The organism is Desulfoplanes formicivorans (assembly GCF_001748225.1).
Taxonomy (GTDB): Bacteria; Desulfobacterota; Desulfovibrionia; order Desulfovibrionales; family Desulfomicrobiaceae; genus Desulfoplanes; species Desulfoplanes formicivorans.
The window spans coordinates 275,353-295,630 of record NZ_BDFE01000020.1 but is presented as its reverse complement, the minus strand read 5'-3'; the positions used below and the strand labels follow the sequence as shown (position 1 = coordinate 295,630).

Below are 20,278 nucleotides of genomic sequence, written 5' to 3'. Positions count from 1 at the left end.
CGTCTATCTCCTTATACGCTCAATGTGGCGCCGGGTTTACGTTTCTCGATCCACAGATCAAAAATGATCCTGGAGACAAAAATGGCCGTAAACATGGATGCACAGATACCAAGCGTCAGGGTCACGGCAAAGCCCCTGATGGGGCCGGTCCCGAACTGGTACAGGATGATTGCGGCAATGATCGTGGTCACGTTGGCGTCGAGAATGGTCAAGGTAGCCCGGCCGAATCCCTCCTGAATGGCGGCCTTGGCCGAAAGCCCCTTGCGCAGTTCCTCCCTGATCCTCTCGAAAATGAGCACATTGGCGTCAACAGCCATACCGATGGTCAGGATGATACCGGCAATACCGGGCAGGGTCAGGGTCGCCCCAAACGCTGCCAAACCGGCCAGAATGAGCACAATATTGAGGACAAGGGCCAGGTCGGCGACCATACCGGCAAACCGGTAGTACACAACCATGAAACCCAGAACCAGGACCATGCCCAGGATGGTGGAAAAGACTCCCTTGTCAATGGATTCCTGACCCAGGGAAGGACCAACACTGCGTTCTTCGAGAATGGTCACCGGAGCTGGCAGGGATCCGGCCCGAAGCACAATGGCCAGATCATGAGCCTCATCCGTGGTGAAATGTCCGGTGATGCTCGCCCGACCCCCACTGATCTGTTCCTGAATGGTCGGTGCGGAATAGACCTTGCCGTCCAGAACAATGGCCAGACGCTTTTTGACGTTGTTTCCGGTGACCCGTTCGAAAATGCGGGCGCCCCGGCTATTGAAGGTCAGACTGACATAGGCCTGACCGTAGGAATCGAATTGGGTCTTGGCATCGGTGATGTACTGGCCGGTCATGACCACATCATCCTTGAGCACAATGGGCTGCTTGGCATAGGAACCGTCGGCCCGTCGCTTCTGGAGCTGATACAGGGAAGATCCCGGAGGCACAATGCCCCTGACCGCCTTGGATACATCAGCTTCCTCGTCCACAAGCATGAATTCCAGATGGGCGGTCTTGCCGATGATCTTGATGGCCCGCTGGGGATCGTCCAGGCCGGGCAGCTGGATCTGGATGCGATTGTCCTGCTGCTTGCGGATATCGGGCTCGGCAACACCAAACTGATCAATGCGGTTGCGAATGGTCTTGACGGCCTGATCCAGGGTCATCTTTTCCAGCTTGGCCCGATAGTCGGGCTTGAGTCCTATGGTGTAGAGAACCTGGCCGTTATCCTGGACGGTCTTACCGTTCACCTTGAGGTTGGCAAAGCGTGAAGACAGGATATCCTCCAGGGACGCCTGCTGTTCCTTTTTCAGCAGCACAAAGGTCAGTTCTCCCAGATCGTTCACACGAGGCCGCAGAACAAGGACCCCTTCCTCCCGGGCCTCGGCCCGGATGTCCTGACCCATCTGGGCAACCGAGTTGAGAATTGCCTTGTCCACGTCCACACCCAGAGTCAGATGGATGCCTCCCTTGAGATCAAGGCCGAGATTGATTTCGCTGTCAGGCAGAACCTTCTTCAATCCCGAGGTGTGAAGCGATGGGAATGACGGCAGGACAAAAGCGATCGCCACGACCGCGACAACCAGTGTGAGAATTATCCGCCAGCGTAAGCTACCATTCATCTCCGATTTCCTTATGTAAAAAATGGACCGACCGTCCTGCAAACCAGTCATGCAGGACACATCCCGTCAAACAGACACAAAAATGCGAGACCTTCCAGCAAACGGTCTCGCACGGGCTCGGTCAAGCCGATTATTTCTTCTTGGCCTTGTCCTTCCTGGTATCCTTTTTCTGGACCTCTTCGACCTGGTCAAGACCGGAAATAAAGGCCCGCTTGACAGGAATGCGGACATCACCGCCCACATCAATGGTCACGGTCTCTTCGGTCAGGTTCACGATCTGACCGCACACCCCGCCGCTGGTGACAATGCGGTCCCCCCGCTTGAGGTTGGCCAGAGTTTCCCTGTGCTCCTTGGCCTTTTTCTGCTGCGGACGGATGAGCAGAAAATAGAAAATGGCAAACATGATGATCAGGGGTGCGAACGCGGCAATGGGGTTGCCCCCGCCCTGCGCGCCGGCACCGCCGGCCTGTCCCATGGCGAAAGCCACACTTTCGAAAAACATTGAAGCCTCCTTGGCGACGAAATGACGAAAAAAGAATGTTTCAGTTAAAGGATGGCCCGGAGATCTGTCAACTACCAGTACTGGGACCACTCCTTGTACGTTTTTTCCAGCCTTGCAAGTTCCTTTTTCTGCCCGTCGGTTTGTGCATACGTTTTCAAACCGTCCAGACGTCGAAGGAACTTCTGTTTCTGATTCTTGTACAACCGCGCATAACACAGATGCAGGTAGGCATGGAACATGTCGTTTTTCTGCCCATACATCCTGCCCAGATAATAATGGATTTCCGCATCCTCGGGAAGACGTTTTTCAATGCGCTGCATCATGGCAATGCCCTCGTCCACCTTTCCGGTCTCGGCCAGAATCCGCGCATAAAAAAACAGGGCCATCAGATCCCGGGGATTGCGCAGAACCGCTTCCTGAAGATAGGACACAGCCTTGTCCTGCCGTTGCCCGTATTCAAAATAAAAAATGCCTGTTTCCCGCAGCCACAGGGGATCGCGGCCCGGAGAACATGCAAGGGCGCGGGCAAAGGCCCTTTCGGCTTCCTGAATGCGATTGAGACGGGAGAGCACAATGGCCCTGCCCAACCGATCCAGACACGACATGCTGCCTTCATCCTCATGGGCATAGTAACCCAGAGCAATCTTGGGATCGCTATACCGGGCCCGCAAAAGTGTCTTCACGCGATCAAACCGGCCGGAGTCCTTGTGCTGGGTACGCACCTCTTCCGGATAGCGGGCAATGCGCTGTTCAATGTACCCGATCCGCTCCTCAATACCGGGATGGGTCAGATAATAGGCCGGAATATCACCTCCACCGCCCATCCATGTCCTGCGCCGGATGGTTTCGAAGGCATCGATCATGCCGCGGGGATCGTACCCGGCATCGACCAGACTGGTGAGTCCGATATTATCGGCCTCACGCTCGTGCTCCCGGGAATAGCTGAGCATGGCCGACTGGGCTCCGGCCATGCTCCCCAGCATGACCCCTCCAGCGGCATCTCCTTTCCCCTGGGATCCCAGGAAAACACCGGCCAGCATCCCCACCAGGGCCCCGGCACTGGCAATCTGGGAGTGCTCGATACTCTGGGCAATGTGCCGCTGCTGCACATGTGCGAGCTCATGGGCAATAACGCCCGCGAGTTCGGCCTCGTTATCCAGATTGAGGATCAGCCCGCTGAACACGAACACATATCCCGCTGCTGTGGCAAAGGCGTTCATGGAATCGTTGCGGACCACATGAACATTGATGGGAAAGGCAATGGGCGGCATGACATCGACAATCGTTCCGGTGAGATCCCGGACATAGTCGACAATTTCCGGATCCTCGATAAGCGGAAACCTAGCCCGGAACATGACGTTGAACTTGCGACCCAGTTCCGCCTCATCCGAAATGGTGAATTCACTGAAAAGAGCGGATTGGGAGGGAACGGCCAACACGAGAAGCAGCACAAGGGCCACCACAAGGGCCACCAGCCGGTGGGCCTTTTCGCGCACGGCCAGCGTGCCTGCCGACCACAAGCGTCCCTTCCGTCCGGATGGAGTCGGCAGGGTACGGCATGAAGTGGATGGAGACGTTCGCTGGGTCATGGTGACGTCCAAAAAAAAGGTGAACTGTCAAAGGGGATTCAGTACCACCGGTCCCTGACGCTTGAACGATGTGGACTCGAAACGTCTGACCACGGTCAGTTGCTGCAAGGCCGCCAACCGCTCTCCGTCATCGGGCATGGGAATACCCTGGGTTCGACGATTCTGAAGAGAGAAATATTCCCTGAAAATCTCCTCCACCTCTTTGTAGGAGGAAACGCCCAATTGATCCAGATCGGATGAGGAGATACCCAGTCCATCCGTAGGCGTGGCTGCCATGGCCGCCTCAAGGGGAGCCGGATCATCCAGCTCGGCACAGAGCAGCCCTGCCAGCTGGTATTCCGTGGTCTTGGGAATGAGCTGCAAGGGAGAAACATCCCCCACATCCCCGTGCAAGGTCCAAAATCCGGTCAGCAACTCGTCGAGCTGATCCGTGGACAGAACGCATCCCCTGACAAGCTGGGCCGCGTGATAGAGAAACACCATCCGGCACCTGGCCTTGAGATTGCCTTCGGCAATCCTGGTCGTGCGTTGGAACACGCTTTCACACATCGAGGACACGGCCTTGTACAGGCTAGTGAGATCCAGGGTATGATCCATGGAATGCGCATCAGGCCCATACGCCCTGATAATGGCCTGTGCCCGGGCGGCCTCCTCAGGGGTGTTGCCCTCGATGACCAGAGAAAAAGGGACAAAAGGAATGGACCGCGCATGCATCAGGGCCGCCAGAAAACCCGAGTCAATGCCGCCGGAAACCCCCAGGACATAGCAGGAAAGGGCATGGGTCTGCAGATAATCCCGCAAAAACCGGGCAATGCGATCAAGAAGTTCGGCTGAAGGTTCGACCCCGAGCAAGTCGAGCCAGGTACCAAAATCATCCTCCCGGGGAACATCCATGCTTTCGGGACGTATCATCCTTGCCTCCTTGCTATCATGCCCCGTGCACGGTCGCAAACAGGGGTCAGGGATATCACTTGTTCATGATGTCCAGAAAATCGTTGTTGTTCTTGGTCCCACGCATCTTGTCCAGAAGGAATTCCATACTGTCCACGCAATTCATGGGAGAAAGAACCTTGCGCAATATCCATACCCGATTGAGAACATCCGGCGGGAGAAGCAGATTTTCCTTGCGGGTTCCGGAACGGTGGATGTCAATGGCTGGATAGATCCGCTTGTCGGAAAGATGGCGATCAAGATAGATTTCCATGTTGCCCGTTCCCTTGAACTCCTCGAAGATGACCTCGTCCATGCGCGAGCCGGTATCAATGAGGGCCGTGGCAATGATGGTCAGGCTGCCCCCCTCTTCGATATTGCGTGCTGCCCCGAAAAAACGCTTGGGCCGTTGCAGGGCGTTGGAATCAAGCCCTCCGGAAAGGACCCTGCCCGACGACGGGCTGACCGCATTATAGGCCCGGCCAAGGCGGGTGATGCTGTCAAGCAGAATGACCACATCCATCTTGCGTTCCACAAGGCGTTTGGCCTTTTCCAAGACCATCTCGGCCACCTGCACATGGCGCTGGGGAGGTTCATCAAAGGTCGAGCTGACAACCTCGGCCTTGACCGTGCGCTCCATGTCCGTGACTTCCTCGGGTCGCTCGTCAATGAGCAGGACAATCAGGAAGGCGTCGGGATGGTTGGCATTGATGGAATTGGCAATGGACTGCATGAGCATGGTTTTTCCTGTCCTGGGCGGGGCCACGATGAGGCCGCGCTGCCCCTTGCCGATGGGGGCCAGAAGATCAACAATGCGGGCGGAATAGTTTTCCTTGCCGTTTTCCATCTTGAATCGTTCGTCCGGATAGATCGGAGTCAGGTTGTCAAAAAGAACCACCCGTTTGGAAAGATCCGGATTCTCGAAACCGATACTCTTGACCCGAAGGAGCGCAAAATAGCGTTCTCCTTCCTTGGGAGGACGAATCTGACCGACGATCACATCGCCTGTACGCAGGCCAAATCTTCTGATCTGGGACGGTGAAACATAAATATCGTCAGGCCCGGGCATGTAGCTGTACATGGGCGAACGGAGAAAACCAAAACCATCAGGCAGGATTTCCAGGACACCTTCGCCGGAGATGGCCCGGTTTTGGGAGGCGCACCCCTGCAACAGGGCAAAAATGAGCTCCTGCTTGCGCATCCCGCTTGGGTTTTCGATCTTGTACTGGCCGGCCAGTTCCATGAGTTCGGCCATGGTCTTGGTTTTCAATTCAGATAAATTCATACAGAATACTCCAGAAGAAAAGAAGAGTCAGATGCTCCCACCAACACAGCTAGGATATGATTGTTAACGAGAAAAACACAGCCAAGTCACTCAACGAACAGCACCAGCAAGAACAGCAACCTCCTGAACAAGCATTGGCAACCGACCTGCCCGATTCCGAACACAACCAATCTGTCACCTGGCCTGTGCCCATGAAAATGACACGCCTGCCACATTACATGCAAACGCAGAAAAGAAACTGTTTTTGCAATGAAACGGAAATTTCCTGATTCGGATTTGTTGTGATCACTTCATTCAAATAGCAGAGGACTGATATATGCAGGACACATGCATGGCTACCATGGACAATAAAGACCGCATGTCATTATTGTCCACAGTAGATCTCTTTATGTACTTCAACAAAGAAAAGGAGTGTGGATACGCTGATTTACCCTGATGGATGAGAGGGATGATGCGTGGCAAAGAAGAGAGAAGGGACTTCACATTGATGAGGACATCTCTAAGGACTTAAGGGCTTTCCACTACGAGTCGCCTTCATCCTCGTCGGATTCTCCATCCTTTTTCTGCAAAACATCGGCAAAAAGGGCTTCGATTTCCTTTTTTACGTCATTTTGGTCTTTGTCAAGGGCAAATGACAATTCAAGCGAGATGAGTCCCATGGCTTGCTCCAGAAGACGGCGTTCGCCAAAGGACAGGTCCTTGTCCTTGCCAATGAGAATGAGCTCTTTGAGCACATAGGCAACATCCTTGAGATCACTGCTCTTGAGCTTCTCCGAATATTCCCGGTATCTCCGGTTCCAGTTCTGCCCCGAATAGCCCGTAAAATCGGAACGATCATCAAGATAGGCCAGAATCCCGTTGGCCTCTTCGGGGGTATAGACGGCACGAAGGCCCACGTTAACGGCATTGCTCACGGGAACCATGAGGGTGACGTTGTTGCTCAGAATGCGGACAATATAAAGTTCCGTGGAAGCACCACCAATCTCTTGGGTTTCAATGCGTTCCACCTTTCCCACTCCCTGCGCGGGATAGACTACGAGTTCGTCGACAGAAAACACGACATTTCCTCCGGTTCGATAGGACAATGCTCACCATTGCATGACAATGATGAACAAGCGCTGAACTACAGGCCACTTGCACAACAGGCAACGGCCGAATTATGGACGATACTGAAAAAACTGCGGCGACAATTTCATGATGCTTGCCATCATACCGCCATGGAAATCCCCACCCTCACGGCAAACGGGTGATCCGTGTCAAATCATATTGCAACATGCTCGTGGCCGTTTCGGTTCATCGCCACTTCGCTTGTGGTTGTACGTTAAAAACCGAGAATAGTCCATGCTCGAAAAGGTGATTTAGGCAAGTTCATCGCCCATGCACCACCTGCATGGCCTGGTCGATACCGTCACGACAATAGATGGAAACCCCTTCGCAAGCGAGCCCAAGAGCCTGCTCCGCCACAGGACGCTCCTGGGGAGAGAACCGACCCAGCACATACGATGTCACATCACGACCTGCCTGGGGACGATCAATGCCCATGCGCAATCGATGAAAGTCGCGCGTTGCCAACATGGACGCAATGGAGCGCAGTCCATTGTGACCGGCCAGCCCTCCCCCTTTCTTGAACCGAATCCGGCCCAGGGGAAGATCAAGTTCATCGTGAATGACAAGAAGATGGCCCGGATCGACCTTGCGATAGGCAAGCACCTTGTGAACGGCCCGTCCGCTCAGATTCATGAAGGTCAGCGGCTTGAGCAGGAGCCAGGGGTCCAGACCACGGGGCTTCCATTCCCAGAGGAGAAAATCCTTTTCAGACTTCGAGGACAGGAGCCTGCACTCGGGTTCATGGGCGACAATGCGATCAACAACCATGAAACCGAAGTTATGGCGGGTTTTGTCGTATTGTTGGCCTGGATTACCCAGGCCGACAATGAGACCAGCATGAGGCATGACATTCTCGGGGGTTGCGTCTGCGGAAAGATAAAAAACAAGAGGCCTCTGAAAGGAGGCCTCTTGGAATGCTCAAAACTACGTGGGAGTGGCAAAACAGAACATGTGCGTAGGAAGAACAACGTCCTGCTATTCTTCGGGCGCCACTTCCGCTACCTCTTCTTCGTCCTCGTCTTTTTCTTCAACAGCGCGAGGAGCAACAACACCCACAACAGCGTAATTGTCTTCATACACGGCACTGACGCCTTCACCAAACTCAACGTCGGCGATGAGGATGCTGTGGCCCAGATCAAGATCCGTCACATCAAGAGTCAGAGAATCGGGAATATCCTTGGGGAGACATTCAACTTCAACGGTTTCACGGAAAATGCCCAGGCGGCCGCCACGCGTCACACCCACGGCCTTCCCTTCAACACGCACGGGAATGGATACCACAACCTTCTTGTGCAGATCGACACCAAAAAAGTCCACATGATTATAAATGGGCTTCAGGGGATGATGGTGAATGTCCTTGATCAGGCAGGGCATGGTTTCGCTTTTGCCGTCCCGGTCGATTTCGAGTTCGAAAACCTTGGCATACCCCACGGCAGAAACCACTTTGGACAAAGCCACAAAATCGACCTTGACCGGAATGTTGTGCCCCTTGGCATCATAGTATACTCCGGGAACCATGCCGGTCTCGCGAAGACGACGGTTGGGACCCTTGCCGGTCTCTGTGCGTCCTTCTACTTCAAGCTTCAACAACTCAGACATATCGTTTTCTCCTTCAAACACGTCCTAGCCCCGAAAAAGGACGCTTACAGACGATTCGGAATGAATATTGTGAATGGCCTTCCCCAGCAGGGAGCCAACGGAAATCACCTTGAACTTGCCGCACGCCTGGGCCTCGGGCCGAAGCGGAATGGTGTCAGTGACAATGATCTCGGAAAAGGGTGATTTTTCAAGACGCTTGATGGCCGGGCCCGAAAGAACGGGATGCGTGGTGCATGCAACAACCTTCTTGGCACCGTTTTCCATCAAGATCTTGCCGGCCTCGACCATGGTTCCGGCCGTATCGATCATGTCATCAAGAACCATGGCCACCTTGTCCTTGACATCGCCAATGACCTGCATGGCCTGGGCCTTGTTGGGCCCTTCACGCCGCTTGTCAATGATGGCCAGACCGGCACCGAGACGCTTGGCATAGGCCCTGGCCCGTTCGGTCCCGCCGGCATCCGGCGAAACCACAACAAGATTCTGACCCAGGGTACGAATATAATCAAGAAGCACTTCGGCAGCATACAGATTGTCGACCGGGATATCAAAAAATCCCTGAATCTGACCCGAGTGGAGATCAATGGTCAGAACCCGATCAACACCTCCTGCGGACAGAAAATCCGCAACCACCTTGGCACTGATGGGAACCCTCGGCCCCACTTTTCTGTCCTGACGGGCATACCCGAAATAGGGAACAACAGCCGTCACCCTGCCCGCACTGGCCCGCTTCAGGGCATCAAGCATCAGACAAAGCTCCATGAGGCTGTCATTCACCGGCGCGCAAATGGACTGAACGACGAAGACATCATCGCCGCGAACATTGTCGCCTATTTCCACCCGGGTTTCACCGTCGCTGAAAGTACCGACCAGAGTCGGGGTCAACCGGTCCCCGAGATGTTCACATATGGCTTCGGCCAGACGCGGATTGGCATTTCCCGTAACAATCCGCAAGTCACCATGTCGCGGCATAACTTGATTCCTCAAAAAAAATTGGCTGGGGCGGAAGGATTCGAACCTCCGAATGACGAGACCAAAACCCGTTGCCTTGCCAGCTTGGCGACGCCCCAGCATCATGTAAAAACGGAAACGGACCGTGCACGCAGATACGTGCATACCCTTTCCCTATCCTGTTCCCTTTGAAAGAAAGCCACCAGGCTCGCTCCGGAACCGCTCATCACGCAACCACACGCTCCCATGGCGATCACCGCCAACTTGAGACGATATAATGACGGATGAGCAGGAAAAACAACGCTCTCGAAATCGTTGTAGAGAACAAGATGTCGTCGAGAGGAAGGATTCCTATCGGCTCGGCTGTACATTGTCAAGATTCGGGAAGATTTTTTTTCCCGATGACCCGATGCCCACCTTTCATCCCAGGCCTTGTAGGCCCAGGCCGTGGCAACGTGAACCTGTGGGCAGATGATCAACCCATGGTAGGCCGCAAGGTCAATGTCCACCGGCTCAAGCCGGTCCCCCCGACCTCTGGCACGACAGGGGTGGTTGACCAGGAAAAAGGGAACATCGGCCCCGAGCTCGCGGGCCAGGCCCGCGAGCTCCTCACGGCCAAGCCCGTGTTTTCCGGCCGTCTGATTGAGCCATTGCAGCAAGGCGGCAGCGTCCGAACTTCCCCCGCCCAGACCGCCTCCCATGGGTATGTTTTTTTCCAGATAAAGCACAAGACCGGGTGTATAGCCCACACGCCCGGACCACGCCGCATGGGTCGCATGCAAGATGTTTCCCGTGCCTGCAAGCTCGGGAATCGAGCAGACAATTTTCAGGCCCGGGTTGGAATTGCGGGTGATGGTCAGGGTATCGCAAGGCGATGACATGGGTACGAACAGGGAATCCAGCTCATGGTACCCGTCCTGATGCACCCCCTTGATGGCAAGGTTCACATTGACCTTGCAGCCCGGCCGCAAAACGACCGGGCTGCTTGTTGCGTGCTCAAAAGCGCGGGCCAGGGACATTACTCTAGTCATCCAGGGGAATGGTGCGAAACAGATTCTGCCCTTTGCGTTTCAGAAAAAGCAGAACCACCCCGTTCTTTTTGGCCTTTTCGACAATGCTTTTGAAATCAGAGACCGTGTTGACAGCATGCTGATTGGCCTCGAGGATGAGATCGCCGGGAGCAATCCCTGCTTCGCCTGCCGGGGAATCACCGCTCATGTCCACCACCAGGAGTCCCCGCACATCCTTGAGTCCGAGGATTTCCAATTCATCCTGTGATGGCGCACGCAGGGTCATACCCAGAACCTGATCGCCCGGCCCGGGCTCTCCGTTGTTTCCCTGCCCCTGTTTGGCCAGTTCCTCGGCAGACCGTTCATCAAGGGAAGTGGTCAAACGGAGTTTCTTGCCCTTGCGCCAGATGGTCAGGTTGACCGTGGCACCGGGCATGAGCCGACCGATTTTTCGGGTCAGATCACCATAGTCTTCCACCTGGTCACCATTGACGGACAGGATCACGTCTCCGGCCTTGACCCCGGCACGATCGGCAGGCCCTCCGGGCGTGGTCGAGGCCACCAGGGCTCCCACGTTCTCCTTGAGACCAAGGGCGCGGGCGGTATTGTCATCCATGGCCTGCACCATGACCCCCAGAAGCCCCCGCTTGACCTTCTTGAACTCCTTGAGCTGATCAATGATGTCTTTGGCCATGGCGCTGGGAATGGCAAATCCGATGCCCTGCCCCGAAGCCACAATGGCCGTGTTGATCCCGATGACCTTGCCCTTCATGTTCAAAAGCGGGCCGCCACTGTTGCCGGGATTGATGGATGCGTCCGTTTGCAGAAAATTGTCATAGGGTCCGGCACCAATGACCCGCCCCTTGGCACTGATGATCCCGGCGGTTACCGTATGATCGAGTCCAAAGGGGTTGCCAATGGCCATAACCCACTCGCCAACCTCGAGCTTGTCGGAATCACCAAAGGCAAGATGAGGGAGACGGGTCTTGGCGTTGATTTTGAGAAGAGCCAGATCGGTTTCCGAATCCGTGCCGATGATATCGGCCAGATAGGATTTTTCCCGCTTGCCGTTTTCCCGAAGCCGAATCTTGATTTCGTCAGCGCCATCAACCACATGGTTGTTGGTCACGATGTACCCGTCGGAACTGATGATGAACCCCGATCCCAGGGAACGTTCCTTGCGGGGCTGCCGGTACTGTTTTCCGAAAAAACGCTCGAACTGATCAAAAAAATCATCAAACGGCGTGCCCTGCTTGGGTCGGTTGGGCATGAATCTCTCAATGCCCTGTTTGGGCTGGACCGTCTTGACCGTACTGATATTCACCACCGCTTCGCCCGCTTCCTCGGCCAGCCGGGTGAACTCGGGCAAGGCGGCCCAGCTGGATGAGGTCAGAAAAAGCAGTATGAGGAAAACGGGAACAAGATGCAGTGCGGTTTTTTTCATCATGGCATTCTCCTTGGTTGCAAACGGCCGGTCGATCAGCGCATCCCCTGATCACAATGTACCCGGCAAACCGGATACACCTGACATGCAAACAGCGAACAACAGGGAACATGCACACAGCAGCCCCCCCGCTACTCGGCTCGGCAAACACCCCGTACTTGTAAGCCGGCACGGACGATAGTCAATAGCCATGTCGACACACACAAACCGGATTCGGACATCAAGGCAGACACGGCATGCGTGCCTCCCCCTTCGTCCTCCAAAGAACAACACTGCGGATAGTGTTCTTGACGAAGGGGTGGATAGCAAAGGGTATGTGGACATGCAAGGTGAGGGAAATCATCATCTGCGCGGGAAAAATGCGCACAGGGCTTCAGGAGCCAGGAACGGGCCGTCGGGAAAGGGGAAAACCAGGCCCGTGATCACGCCTGGTCATCCGGCATGTCTGATTCGTCTTCCGCAAACTTCACGCCACGAGCAAGTCTATTTGATGTATCCCTGTTCCTCGAGGAAAAGCAGGACCATCTGGGCCCCTTCTGCCGGCGAGACCGCGCTCGTATCAACGGTAAGTTCGGGATCAACGGGCGGCTGGTAGGGATCATCAATACCCGTGACCCCCGTGATCATGCCCTTGCGGGCCTTGGCATACAGCCCCTTGCGATCCCTGCTTTCGCACACCTCAAGGGGGGTGCTCAAATACACCTCAATATATCCCCCATATCGGGAAATCAGTTCCCGGTTGTATTGGCGGGAGTCTTCAAAGGGTGCGATGGGTGCGCAGATGGCAATGCCCCCGTTTTTGGTAATCTCCGAAGCCACAAATCCGATACGCCGAACATTGATCTCCCTGTGTTCCCGGGAAAAATCAAGCTCACTGGAAAGATTTCGTCTGACAATGTCCCCGTCAAGCAGGGTGACCGGACGATCCCGCATCTCCAGAAATTTTTTGCGAAGCACCTTGGCCAGGGTGGATTTGCCCGCACCGGAAAATCCGGTCAGGAAAATCGTGAATCCCTGCTTGTGACGCGGTGGAAACGCGTATCTGAGTTCCTGGACCACTTCGGGAAACGAAAACCATTCAGGCACATCCAGACCCCATTCCAGACGACGCTGCAGCTCCTGGGAGGAAATTTCCCTGATGTCCATGTCTTCCCGGACCTCATCGGCAGGAATGTACTGGGCCCTGTTTTCCACGTAAACCATGGGTTTGAGACGTACCGGCTGGATACCGATCTCCTCGTGATGACGGGCTACCAGATCGTATCCCGCCCATCGGGGATACAAGGCCTGGTCTCCATCAGCCCCAGGATCGGCCATGCAGTCCGAGAGCATGACATGGCTGCATCCATAATTCTTGTGGATGAGGGCCCGCCACAATGCTTCCCGGGGACCGGCCCAGCGTGCGGCAAGAGGCAGGATGCCCAGAGCAATCATGTTGTCGGGAAACCTGGCAGCAAAGGCCTGATAACAACGCACCTGGGTGATGGGGTCGAGTTTTCCGGTCTGAAAACCGCCAACCAGGGGATGCAGGAAAATGCTGGCGCCCACTTCGCGCGAGGCCCGAAGGATCATTTCCTTGTGGGCACAATGCAGGCAGGTATCGGCCTGAAATCCCACAACCCGCCGCCACCCTCTCTGGGCAAACTGCTGGTGGGCCATGGACGGTGTCATCCAGAGGGACGGAAAATCATAATGCATGGGCAGATGCAGACCTTCAACCCTGCCTCCCAGGTACCATTCGTCCACACGGTCGTAGAGGTAGCGCACGGCCGGATGTTTGGCAGGATCATCCGTTCCGAAAACCTGCAAGGCCTCCTGGCGCTTGTCCGGACGCCACACGGACTCCACGTGGAGGATGGCCAGGAGAAACCCCTCCTGATCACGAAGTCCGACAACGGTCCCGGGCTCGCATCGTTCGGCCAGACAACGGGGAACATCCAGGGTCACGGGCATGGGCCAGAGCATGCCGTCTGCCAGACGCATGTTGGCAAGAACGGACTCGTAATCCTCCTGGCACAAATACCCTTCAAGAGGATAAAAGGCCCGGTTGAGCAAAAGTTCAAGATCGCACAGCTGACGGGAACTCAAGTCAATGAACGGGCAAGACAGAACACTCGTCTTGAGATGCTCGGCCCTTCTCAAATGGACAAGCAGGGATTCGGATGTATTCATAAAAGACATAAGGGATTGGGCGTGCTCCGGCATGTACGAAATGGCCTCCTCGCATGCACCGGTATCAAGGATGGTCCGGTTTCACGAATCATGGCATCAACAGGGAGTGACAGGAATCAACAGGCAGACACGACGGATACATACCGACGAACCCGGGGACCTGAGAGGCCTTCAAGAACTGTGATCCACGCCCCTGTTTCTGAATATACCTGCATGTGGTCTTTTTGAGGATATCCAGGGCGCACGGGCCGCTCGTGTACAATGCCACCACATGAACACCCAGGGACGAAAAAATCTTGGCAAAGATGGTAAACAGTTCCTGCTGCCGCGTACCACGATTTGTGACAAAATCCTGATTGCCCAGCTGGACCGCCTTGAAGGGAATAACCGAAAAGGCAAAAAAATATTTCAAATCCGCAAGATTCGTCCGCAACCTGTCCACAATGAAATTGATACCCAATGCATGGTAGCGGTGGATGAAAAACTGTTTTTTCATGTCCTGATCATCAAAACATTTTTTGGAAGCCTTGATCCACACATTCCCGGGATCCATGCCGGAATGTTCCAGGGCGTGGCGAAACGCGTGCAACATGCACGCAGAAGCCAGCTGACGTTCAGACATGCGCACCTGGACAAAAAAGGGGTGCACACCATTCCCCTGCTCCTTCCATGCCTGCACATCCCGACAGATCCTGCCAAGGAGCCAAAGTCCCATGAGCAACGATCCCCCAGATGCATCCAGAAGGTTGAAAAAATTCCGGGACAAGGGTGCATCCTTGCTGGAGGCCACCTGAATCAGGGCCTCGACCCCTGCCACCCGTCCCGAACGCACATCAAATACCGGCTGGTACCGAACGGAAAAGGCGTTGTTCATCAATGCCTGCATCATGCATTCGGTCAGGGCTTCCGCCGAACCAAACCGATCCAGGTCATCCGCAAACCGGGCCGTTTTCAAATGGGTGTCGGTCTTCATGGCCGTGGAAGGCTCCTTTTCCGCCATGAACAAAAACAGGATTTCAGAAGAAAACCCTGCAGCAAACATCCAGATGGTCATGCCTCGAAGGGTACCGCTGGCATCGGTCCAGGAGCGGAACACCACATGAGGCGTTGTTCCCCCCTCATCCAGATCATTGATCAATCCGTCTGCCATCTTGTTCCACCACCGCAAGAAACCGCCATCATACTCCTCGAAAAGAACATGCATTTTCCGGTTGGTGGCGTGAATGCGTCCGTCACGACTGACAATGCACAAACCCATGGCAAGTTGTTGCAGCAAGAAGTCATCGTCGAGTTCGGGATCGACAAATCGCTCGCACGGATCCGGGAGATACATGATATGTGACATAATTTTTGCTACCAAACAGTCCCAAGAGGTTATCTTTCATTGTCTACACAGAAGATGGATCGGGCCGACATGACTTCATGAATCATACACGATGCGTGCCATACCCGTTTCCAGGCCCTTTTGCTGCTTTGTGGCCCATGCATACAAAAAACCCCCTTGCTGGCAGCCATAACCCAGCCATCAACCCATGCATCCGATCTGACAGCATGGACCCTGTGTGTAAACAGCCCTGTCAAGGGCGGCCCACATCCGGTGGTGATCAATGGAAAATGGACGTGTTGTCCATATTTGCAGGAAACCGGGGAAAAGCGGTCATGCAGAAAGGAGGCTCTGGATCGGTCGAACCTGCGTCCATACGGCCGAAGAGGAGGTAGAGGGGACGGTGCACCCATCATCAGGTCCCCCCGCTTCAAAAAAAAACCTTTTCCGGAATCACGGGAAACCGGAAAAGGCAGTTCCAACGGGGTGCGCCAGCAGGCTCGAGCTCGCAAACCGATTCAAGGCAATCGACTCACCACAAAAGGCAAGTCATCCTTTTTTCACGGGGATGCAACCAGGTGGTGACAACCCGGCACGAGATGCTCAGGAAACAAGGCTGTTCCTCTTGGGCTTGCGAAAATACCGGTTGTGCTTCTTGAGAAGCTGGTACAGACGCGCTCTTGAAAGATCCGAATAGGCACAGGCCTGGGCAATGTCGCCGTTGGAAAGGGCCTCCAGGTCGTCCAGATACACCTCTTCCATCTTGGATATGGCTTCTTCACGCATCTGTTTGTACGTCCTGCAGGTTTCGGGATCCAGATTTCTTCTGACATGCCCTCCCGAGTGCTCTTGGGGGGCGGGCTGGGGGGGGGCGGCGGTGACACATAAGTTGTCAATTCCGGCCGGGGCAGCGTGTGATTGGACTGGATGATTTTCACCCGGATATCCACAGGCAGATGGTGAGGATACAGATGCCGTTCCTCAAGGGCATTGTTCACGGCAATGTACAGGGTATTGAGCAGTTCCCGAACATTGCCCGGCCAGGAATAACACAAAAGGGCATGAATGAAGTCTTCAGAGGGCGTTTTATCTATGACTTTGTATTCTTTGCATATTTTAGGGACATAATGGGCAAGGAGATCAGGGATGTCCTCTTTGCGCTCACGAAGAGGCGGCAGCTCGATAACCATGCCGCTGATCCGGAAATAAAGGTCCTTGCGAAATTCCTCTGCCTCGACCATCTGGAGAAGAGAACGGTTGGTTGCACAGACAAGGCGAAAATCGCTCTGTTCCTCATTTCTGGAACCCAGAGGCCGAAACCGTTTTTCCTGCAACACCCGCAAAAACGATTTTTGAACCTCAAGAGGCAGTTCGCCAATCTCGTCCAGAAACAGACTGCTCCCATCGGCCTGGGCCACAAGCCCCTGCTTCCGGGCGACAGCTCCGGTAAAAGCGCCTTTGTCATGACCAAAAAGCAGACTCTCCGCCAGAGTCCGGGTAAGGTTGGTGCAATCGACAACAACCATGCGCCTGTTACCCCGGGGACTGTTGTCATGCAGGGCGCTGGCAAACAGTTCCTTGCCCGTTCCGGTCTCGCCGACAAAAAGAACACTGCACATGGATTCCGATGCCCGGGCCAGTGAGTCCAGACATCGGCGCAACCGCATGCTCCGCCCGATGATCTTGTCCCGCTTGAGGATCTTTTGCCGGGCAAAGGCTTTTCGTTTTTCCCGGCTCTGCAGGACTCGGGCGATCATGCATTGCACCGATCCTATGGAAACGGGCGTACCCAGATAATCCCAGGCCCCCTGACTGATGGCAGAGGCAGCCGTCTCCGGATCACCTTCATTGGTCATGGCTATGACATCGGGCATGGAAGGCAGCTCCTGCAATTTCGGAATCCATTCCAGGCCATGGCCGCCTTCCAGCATGACATCCAGAAAAACCACCTCATAACTGCCGTCCGAAGAGGCTGTTGCATACCCTTCCCTGATGCCTTCGACAAAAACGGGATCATGCCCCATGCGTTGAGAAAGCGAGAGGATCGCTTCACAAAATTCGTTGTGCTTGCCGATAACCAATATCTTTCCCATGCTACCAACTCCTTCGAAATGCCGTTATGCTGCCATTTTTTCCACCGGGTTGCAGAAATGCATTTTGCCCATAATATGTAATGATTTAAGCTGCCTGATCACAGGAAATAAAAGAATATCATAATGAAAATTTATTGTCTACCATCTTTGGACTTTTTGACACAACTTTGCATGATTTGGCATACATTATTTAATACTTTAACAGGTTAGAATACCGTTTCATAAAACATGCAACATGGTATTACACGGTTCCACTCATCGTGCTCCCAAAAATCAAACATGACCACTTTGTATTACAAAATGCACAGGATGACATTCACCAAAACCATGGCGCTCAAGGCATAAACATCCAACCAACTGATTTTACTTAAAACGAAACAAAAAACAACAGAATCACAATGTTCAATCATGTTGTGCTTTCGCTATCAAGGCAGAATATCCCTCTGTTTCAACACCTGTTTTTCAGAACATGGCGAGCATGTACGTAACAACACGCTTCTTGAAATCATCAGAGGGCATCAGGCCTTGTTCATGGGACAATCATTCATTCGTTCACGCATACACTCTTTAGGCGTATGACTTTACAGACATTTCAATCATCCGCATAATCAAACACCATGAATACAATGTTTTGCACAATCCAATGCACGAAAAGCATACGCGATCCACAGATTTTTGCCAAAAAATACGAAAATGTTTCGCCCACGTACTTGTGAACATTTTCTGGACTGAGCTGCAATCAATGCACGGCAGCCAAAGGGACTGCACGTTTTTGAAGTATCATCTCCCGGTCACAGACCAACAAAAAAAGCCTCCTGATCGCAGACTTGCGATCAGGAGGCTTTTTTTGTGAACACCAGCAAACGTCAAGACGTCATCATTGCCTTTTCAAAAGAGTATACAAAATCGGCATACCCTTCATAATCGTTGAAAGTAACGTCCTGTTCGCCAAAATTTCCAGTCAACTTCAAGGTGTAGATATGCTTTCCGCTGGATGAATCAATCTTGAGCTCCTTGTGGACATCGCTCAGCGGCACTTTTTTGGTAAAAAAGAACCATTGGGGAATAGCCAGACATTTTTCTGCGACATCAACCCTGACCTGAGCCATACGCGCCTCCTGAAGTTATGTAATGATGGACCGTTACATGTCCAATTCGCTTACATTATCACCATAGAAAATAGCACGAAAACAGGACATATGACAAGAGGGTTTTTGAAATATTCCCGAAACGATTTTCACACCTTGCCGGTATTCAGGTGGTGGGCAAACGGGGCATTGCGTACAATTCCCCGCCAAAGGCGTCGTTGATGACCAAAAGGGGAAAATCCCTGACCTTGAGAACCCGGACCGCTTCGGGTCCCAGTTCCTCATAAGCTATGACCCTGGCCTTTTCGATACATTGGGAAATGAGCGCTCCTGCGCCTCCGGTGGCTCCGAAATAGACACCCTTGTGGGTCTGCAGGGCATCCTTGACCGCCTGGTTGCGCTTGCCCTTGCCAATGCTCGCCTTGACCCCGAGGGAATGCAGGTATGGAGCAAAGCTGTCCATCCGGTAGCTCGTGGTCGGTCCGGCCGAACCGATGGGACGGCCCTCGGGAGCCGGGGACGGACCTACATAATAGATGACCGCACCCTGCAGGGGAAACGGCGGTTCTTCGCCCTTTTCCAAGGCCGTGACAATCTTCTTGTGGGCCGCGTCCCTGGCCGTGTACACCAGACCGGACAAAAGGACCTTGTCACCGGCCCGCAGCTTTTCGACATCCTCGTCGGTCAACGGGGTCTGGAGTTTGTATTCCTTGCTCATGAGATGCTCACCTCCAGATGACGTGATGAATGACATTGAACGTTCACGGCCAGGGGAAGACTGGCGATATGGCAGGGAGCCATATTGATGCGAACGCCAAGACAGGTGGTCTTCCCTCCCAGGCCCATGGGACCTATGCCCAGATCATTGATGGCCGCAAGCAATTCGTCCTCCATGGCCGCGATCTCGGGATCGGGATGGGGAACATCAAGGGGTCTGAACAGGGCCTTCTTGGCCAGGATGGGTGCCTGATCAAAGGTCCCGCCAATGCCCACACCCACAATGGTCGGCGGGCAGGGATTGGGGCCGGCCTCGGCCATGCGGTTGATCACAAAGTCCCGGATGCCCTTCCATCCCTGAGCCGGTGTGAGCATGGTCGCCCGGGACATGTTCTCGCTGCCGCCCCCTTTGGCCATGAACCGGATGGTCAAGCCGTCGCCCGGGACCACATCCGTATGGATAATGGCCGGGGTGTTGTCCCCGGTATTGGCACGTGTCAGGGGATGGCAGGCTGATTTCCGCAGAAAGCCCTCCTTGTATCCCCGTCGGACTCCCTGGTTGATGGCTTCGGTAAGATCTCCCTGAACATGGCAATCATTGCCCAGTTCCACAAAAAAAACGGCCAATCCGGTATCCTGACACAGGGGCAGCCGGGTTGACTTGGCCAGGGCGGCATTGTCCAACAGCTGTTGCAGGACCTCGCGGCCCGCCGGGGACGTTTCCTCTTCCAAAGCCGATGCAAGGGCCTTGAGCACGTCCTGGGGAAGCTCAACATTGGCCCTGACAACCATTTCCGCGACCTTGTCCGTGATGCTTGCAGCGTCTATCTGGCGCATGGTTCGCTCCTTGTTGC

At 54.3% G+C, this 20,278-nt stretch carries 18 protein-coding genes and 1 tRNA gene; 1 reads left to right on the top strand and 18 read right to left on the bottom strand.

Annotated elements, in window-relative coordinates:
* Positions 1-11 precede the first annotated feature (11 nt).
* The 5 genes from secD to rho form a co-directional block, all read right to left on the bottom strand.
* A complete protein-coding gene (gene secD, locus DPF_RS12900) occupies positions 12-1,613 on the bottom strand; it encodes a protein translocase subunit SecD (protein ID WP_069860074.1) in 1,602 nt (533 codons plus the stop codon).
* A 130-nt stretch (positions 1,614-1,743) separates the two neighbouring features.
* The gene (gene yajC / locus DPF_RS12895; protein ID WP_069860073.1) at positions 1,744-2,115 is read right to left on the bottom strand and encodes a preprotein translocase subunit YajC; all 372 of its coding nucleotides are present in this window, start codon (positions 2,113-2,115) and stop codon (positions 1,744-1,746) included.
* A gap of 71 nt (positions 2,116-2,186) precedes the next feature.
* Positions 2,187-3,704, bottom strand: coding sequence for a beta-barrel assembly-enhancing protease (locus tag DPF_RS12890; protein ID WP_141721135.1), 1,518 nt, complete (start codon positions 3,702-3,704; stop codon positions 2,187-2,189).
* A 27-nt stretch (positions 3,705-3,731) separates the two neighbouring features.
* Positions 3,732-4,616 (bottom strand): NAD(+) synthase, encoded by an 885-nt coding sequence (nadE, locus tag DPF_RS12885; RefSeq protein ID WP_069860072.1) that lies wholly within the window; start codon positions 4,614-4,616, stop codon positions 3,732-3,734.
* A 55-nt stretch (positions 4,617-4,671) separates the two neighbouring features.
* Positions 4,672-5,919: a transcription termination factor Rho gene (gene rho / locus DPF_RS12880; protein WP_069860071.1), complete on the bottom strand. Its 1,248-nt coding sequence runs from the start codon at positions 5,917-5,919 to the stop codon at positions 4,672-4,674.
* Between the two features lie 56 nt (positions 5,920-5,975).
* Here rho and DPF_RS12875 point away from each other — a divergent pair, with 56 nt between their 5' ends.
* Positions 5,976-6,188: a hypothetical protein gene (locus DPF_RS12875; RefSeq protein WP_069860070.1), complete on the top strand. Its 213-nt coding sequence runs from the start codon at positions 5,976-5,978 to the stop codon at positions 6,186-6,188.
* A gap of 252 nt (positions 6,189-6,440) precedes the next feature.
* Here the strand turns inward: DPF_RS12875 and DPF_RS12870 are convergent, their stop codons facing one another.
* From DPF_RS12870 to DPF_RS12805, 13 genes are all read right to left on the bottom strand, one after another.
* Positions 6,441-6,977: a CarD family transcriptional regulator gene (locus DPF_RS12870; protein ID WP_069860069.1), complete on the bottom strand. Its 537-nt coding sequence runs from the start codon at positions 6,975-6,977 to the stop codon at positions 6,441-6,443.
* 310 nt (positions 6,978-7,287) lie between these two features.
* On the bottom strand, positions 7,288-7,872 hold the full coding sequence (gene pth / locus DPF_RS12865; protein WP_069860068.1) for an aminoacyl-tRNA hydrolase: 585 nt from the start codon (positions 7,870-7,872) through the stop codon (positions 7,288-7,290).
* A gap of 129 nt (positions 7,873-8,001) precedes the next feature.
* Positions 8,002-8,625: a 50S ribosomal protein L25 gene (locus tag DPF_RS12860; protein ID WP_069860067.1), complete on the bottom strand. Its 624-nt coding sequence runs from the start codon at positions 8,623-8,625 to the stop codon at positions 8,002-8,004.
* 24 nt (positions 8,626-8,649) lie between these two features.
* The gene (locus DPF_RS12855; protein ID WP_069860066.1) at positions 8,650-9,597 is read right to left on the bottom strand and encodes a ribose-phosphate diphosphokinase; all 948 of its coding nucleotides are present in this window, start codon (positions 9,595-9,597) and stop codon (positions 8,650-8,652) included.
* Positions 9,598-9,619: 22 nt separating this feature from the next.
* A tRNA-Gln gene (locus tag DPF_RS12850) sits at positions 9,620-9,695 on the bottom strand.
* Between the two features lie 3 nt (positions 9,696-9,698).
* Positions 9,699-10,607: a 4-(cytidine 5'-diphospho)-2-C-methyl-D-erythritol kinase gene (gene ispE / locus DPF_RS12845; protein WP_083254719.1), complete on the bottom strand. Its 909-nt coding sequence runs from the start codon at positions 10,605-10,607 to the stop codon at positions 9,699-9,701.
* Complete coding sequence (locus tag DPF_RS12840; protein WP_069860064.1) at positions 10,600-12,033, bottom strand: DegQ family serine endoprotease; 1,434 nt, start codon at positions 12,031-12,033, stop codon at positions 10,600-10,602. The genes ispE and DPF_RS12840 overlap by 8 nt, the downstream gene beginning before the upstream one ends.
* Positions 12,034-12,513: 480 nt before the next feature.
* A complete protein-coding gene (locus DPF_RS12835) occupies positions 12,514-14,202 on the bottom strand; it encodes a bifunctional sulfate adenylyltransferase/adenylylsulfate kinase (protein ID WP_069860172.1) in 1,689 nt (562 codons plus the stop codon).
* An 88-nt stretch (positions 14,203-14,290) separates the two neighbouring features.
* Positions 14,291-15,547, bottom strand: a complete 1,257-nt coding sequence (locus tag DPF_RS12830) for an EAL domain-containing protein (protein WP_069860063.1) — start codon at positions 15,545-15,547, stop codon at positions 14,291-14,293.
* Positions 15,548-16,086: 539 nt separating this feature from the next.
* On the bottom strand, positions 16,087-17,619 hold the full coding sequence (locus DPF_RS12820; protein ID WP_069860061.1) for a sigma-54-dependent transcriptional regulator: 1,533 nt from the start codon (positions 17,617-17,619) through the stop codon (positions 16,087-16,089).
* 866 nt (positions 17,620-18,485) lie between these two features.
* On the bottom strand, positions 18,486-18,728 hold the full coding sequence (locus DPF_RS12815) for a hypothetical protein (protein ID WP_069860060.1): 243 nt from the start codon (positions 18,726-18,728) through the stop codon (positions 18,486-18,488).
* A 145-nt stretch (positions 18,729-18,873) separates the two neighbouring features.
* Positions 18,874-19,425 (bottom strand): Fe-S-containing hydro-lyase, encoded by a 552-nt coding sequence (locus DPF_RS12810; RefSeq protein ID WP_069860059.1) that lies wholly within the window; start codon positions 19,423-19,425, stop codon positions 18,874-18,876.
* Complete coding sequence (locus tag DPF_RS12805) at positions 19,422-20,261, bottom strand: fumarate hydratase (protein WP_069860058.1); 840 nt, start codon at positions 20,259-20,261, stop codon at positions 19,422-19,424. The genes DPF_RS12810 and DPF_RS12805 overlap by 4 nt, the downstream gene beginning before the upstream one ends.
* Positions 20,262-20,278 lie beyond the last annotated feature (17 nt).